The sequence below is a fragment of the Flavobacterium sp. genome, assembly GCF_043779715.1.
GTDB lineage: Bacteria > Bacteroidota > Bacteroidia > Flavobacteriales > Flavobacteriaceae > Flavobacterium.
The window spans coordinates 1-2861 of record NZ_JAYWDT010000219.1; the positions used below are offsets into that span (position 1 = coordinate 1).

Here is a 2861-nt window from a genome sequence, read left to right on the forward strand (position 1 = left end):
TACGAATTAGAATTCCCTATAAACTCATCTCCGCAGTTATTATACCAATACATTTCAACTCCTTCAGGTCTGCAAGAATGGTTTGCAGATAATGTAAACTCTCGTGGCGAATTTTACACTTTTATTTGGAATGATTCCGAAGAAAAGGCAAGGTTGTATTCCAAAAAAACGGGCGAAAAAATCAAGTTCAAATGGATGGACGAAGACAATAAAGACACCGAATATTATTTTGAACTAAGAATACTCGTCGACGAAATTACAAAAGATGTTTCTCTTATGGTCGTTGATTATGCCGAAGCAGATGATGTAGAAGAATCGAAATTGTTATGGGAAAATCAAGTTTCAGATTTGAAACATGTTATAGGATCAGTCTAGTTTCTAAAAAATATTAAACTTATATTTGCCCTGAATTTTTCAGGGCTTTTTTTATGCAAAATAATCGTGCTTTTTTATATGGTGATGCAGTTTTTGAAACTGTAAAAATTTTAGACAACAGAATTCTATTTTTAGAAGATCATTATTTTCGTTTAATGTCTTCGATGCGAATTCTAAGAATGGAAATTCCTATGAATTTTACTATGGAATTCTTTGAAAATGAATTGCTCTCTAAAGCTAAAACAGGAAATATCGAAACTTCTGCCAGAGCTAGAATTACTGTTTACAGAAAAGATGGCGGTTACTATTTACCCGAAAACAACAATATAGATTACGAAATTTCGGTTTCAAAAATCGAAAAACCGTTGTATGTGATTCAGAAATCTAATTATGAAGTTGATTTATACAAAGATTTTTATATATCAAAACAGCTCATCTCTACACTAAAAACAACCAACAAATTAATAAATATCACAGGAAGTATTTATGCTAACGAAAATGGTTTAGATAATTGTATTTTAATCAATGAAGATAAAAATGTTATTGAATCTTTAAACGGAAATATTTTTATGCTAAAAGACGGTGTTTTATCTACTCCACCAATTTCTGAAGGTTGTTTAAACGGAATTATGCGAAAACAAATTTTAACTTTAGCAAAAACACTCGAAAATATTGAAGTAATGGAAGCGGTAATCTCTCCTTTCGATTTACAAAAAGCAGATGAATTATTTATAACCAATGTAATTACAGGTATTCAGCCAATAACAAAATATCGAAAAAAAGAATTCGAAACTAATATTGCAAACCAACTTCTTATAAAATTAAATACAAAAATTAGATTGGGTTAGTTAAACATAGGGTTTTCTGGTGCATTAGACCATATTAAGTAATCACCACCCTGTTCCATTATTTTTTCACGCCAAAAATCGGTCGATGATTTTCCTATAATTTTGTTATGAAGTTCGTTTTCAGAAATAATCCAAGAATTAGACTCTAGTTCTTCTTGTAATTGTTCTGCGTCCCAGCCAGAATACCCTAGAAAAAAGCGAATATTATTTCTAGTTATTTTACCTTGATTTATTAGATCTCGAGTAGAATCGAAACATCCTCCCCAATAAATACCCTCGGCAATTTCGATACTATTTGGGATTAGATGTGGTATATTGTGTATAAAATATAAGTTATCTTGCTCTATAGGACCGCCGTTATACACTTTGAATGTCGCAGATATTTCAGGAATTAAATCTCTTATCGTATATCCTAAAGGCTTGTTCAAAATAAATCCAACCGAACCTTCTGCATTATGATCTGCTAATAAAACAACTGATCTATTGAAAGATAAATCCCCTGTAATAGCAGGCTCTGCTACTAACAAATTCCCTTTTTTTGGTTTTACAGCTATCATAATGTTTGATTTTTATTTAAATTTAACAAATAATATGTTTATAAACCAAATTTAATCGTTAAAAAACATAAAAAAAGCCACGCAATGCGTGGCTCTAATCGTTTTATGATAAACTATTTTTTATTTACTGATCCTTCTAATTCAGCACCCGCTTTAAATTTCACTACGTTTTTAGCAGCAATTTTAATAGTTTTCCCTGTTTGTGGGTTTCTTCCGTCTCTTGCAGCTCTGTTAGATACTGACCAAGATCCAAATCCAACTAGAGAAACTCTTCCACCTTTTTGCAAAGTTCCTTCAACATTACCTAAAAATGATTCTAAAGCTAATTTAGCAGCAGCTTTTGTAATTCCAGCAGAAGCTGACATTGCATCGATTAAATCTGATTTGTTCATAATAATTTGTATTAATTGATTGGTTAATAATTCATATACTTATACATACAAATTTAAAAGGATTTCCTATTCTCACAACAGTTAAGCCGTTTTTTTATATATTTTGTTAATAACTTTACTTATTTGTTCACAAATGATACTTTTTTATTACAAAAACAAGGATTTATAAGCTTAAAATACCCTTGCAAACTCCGAAAAGCTGACTCCGTTTAGCAATTCGTGAGCCAACATTTTCTTTTTTCCAGGGAATTGAAGCGACAAGACATGGATAAATCCGCCAATAACTGCAATTTTTATTTCTTTTTTGGTTGTAATTACACTTCCTATTTCATAATCGTGCGACAACACTTCTTGTTTCGTATCATATATTTTGATGTTAAATTCGTGCTCTCCATCTTTAAAATTACACCAAGCCGAAGGATACGGACTCAAACCACGAATTAGATTGTAAACTTCGGTTATATTTTTTGTAAAATCGATTTTGCAATTGTCACGATCTAGTTTATAGGCAGTTTTTATACCCGAAGTATCTTCCTGAATTGTAGTTATGACATTTCCTTCAGCAATTTTATCTAAAGTTTCTAAAACTGCATCGCAACCTAAAACCATCAATTTGTCATGTAACTCACCAACGTTTTCAGATTCGGAAATTTCTAATTCCTTACTTAAAATCATCGCTCCAGTATCTA

5 protein-coding genes are annotated in these 2861 nt (G+C 31.0%); 2 read left to right on the forward strand and 3 right to left on the reverse strand.

Annotated features, from left to right (window positions below):
* Both ACH2BG_RS10670 and ACH2BG_RS10675 read left to right on the forward strand, forming a co-directional pair.
* Positions 1–375, forward strand: a 375-nt coding sequence (locus ACH2BG_RS10670) for an START-like domain-containing protein (RefSeq protein ID WP_395047679.1), incomplete at its 5' end; no start/stop codon positions are given.
* A 53-nt stretch (positions 376–428) separates the two neighbouring features.
* Complete coding sequence (locus tag ACH2BG_RS10675) at positions 429–1223, forward strand: aminotransferase class IV (RefSeq protein ID WP_395047680.1); 795 nt, start codon at positions 429–431, stop codon at positions 1221–1223.
* Here ACH2BG_RS10675 and ACH2BG_RS10680 read toward each other — a convergent pair.
* The 3 genes from ACH2BG_RS10680 to ACH2BG_RS10690 form a co-directional block, all read right to left on the reverse strand.
* Complete coding sequence (locus tag ACH2BG_RS10680; protein ID WP_395047681.1) at positions 1220–1780, reverse strand: YqgE/AlgH family protein; 561 nt, start codon at positions 1778–1780, stop codon at positions 1220–1222. The genes ACH2BG_RS10675 and ACH2BG_RS10680 overlap by 4 nt on opposite strands.
* A gap of 113 nt (positions 1781–1893) precedes the next feature.
* Entirely contained in the window at positions 1894–2172 is a 279-nt protein-coding gene (locus tag ACH2BG_RS10685; RefSeq protein WP_395047682.1) for an HU family DNA-binding protein, read from the reverse strand.
* 171 nt (positions 2173–2343) lie between these two features.
* Positions 2344–2861, reverse strand: a 518-nt coding sequence (locus tag ACH2BG_RS10690; protein ID WP_395047683.1) for a methionyl-tRNA formyltransferase, incomplete at its 5' end; no start/stop codon positions are given.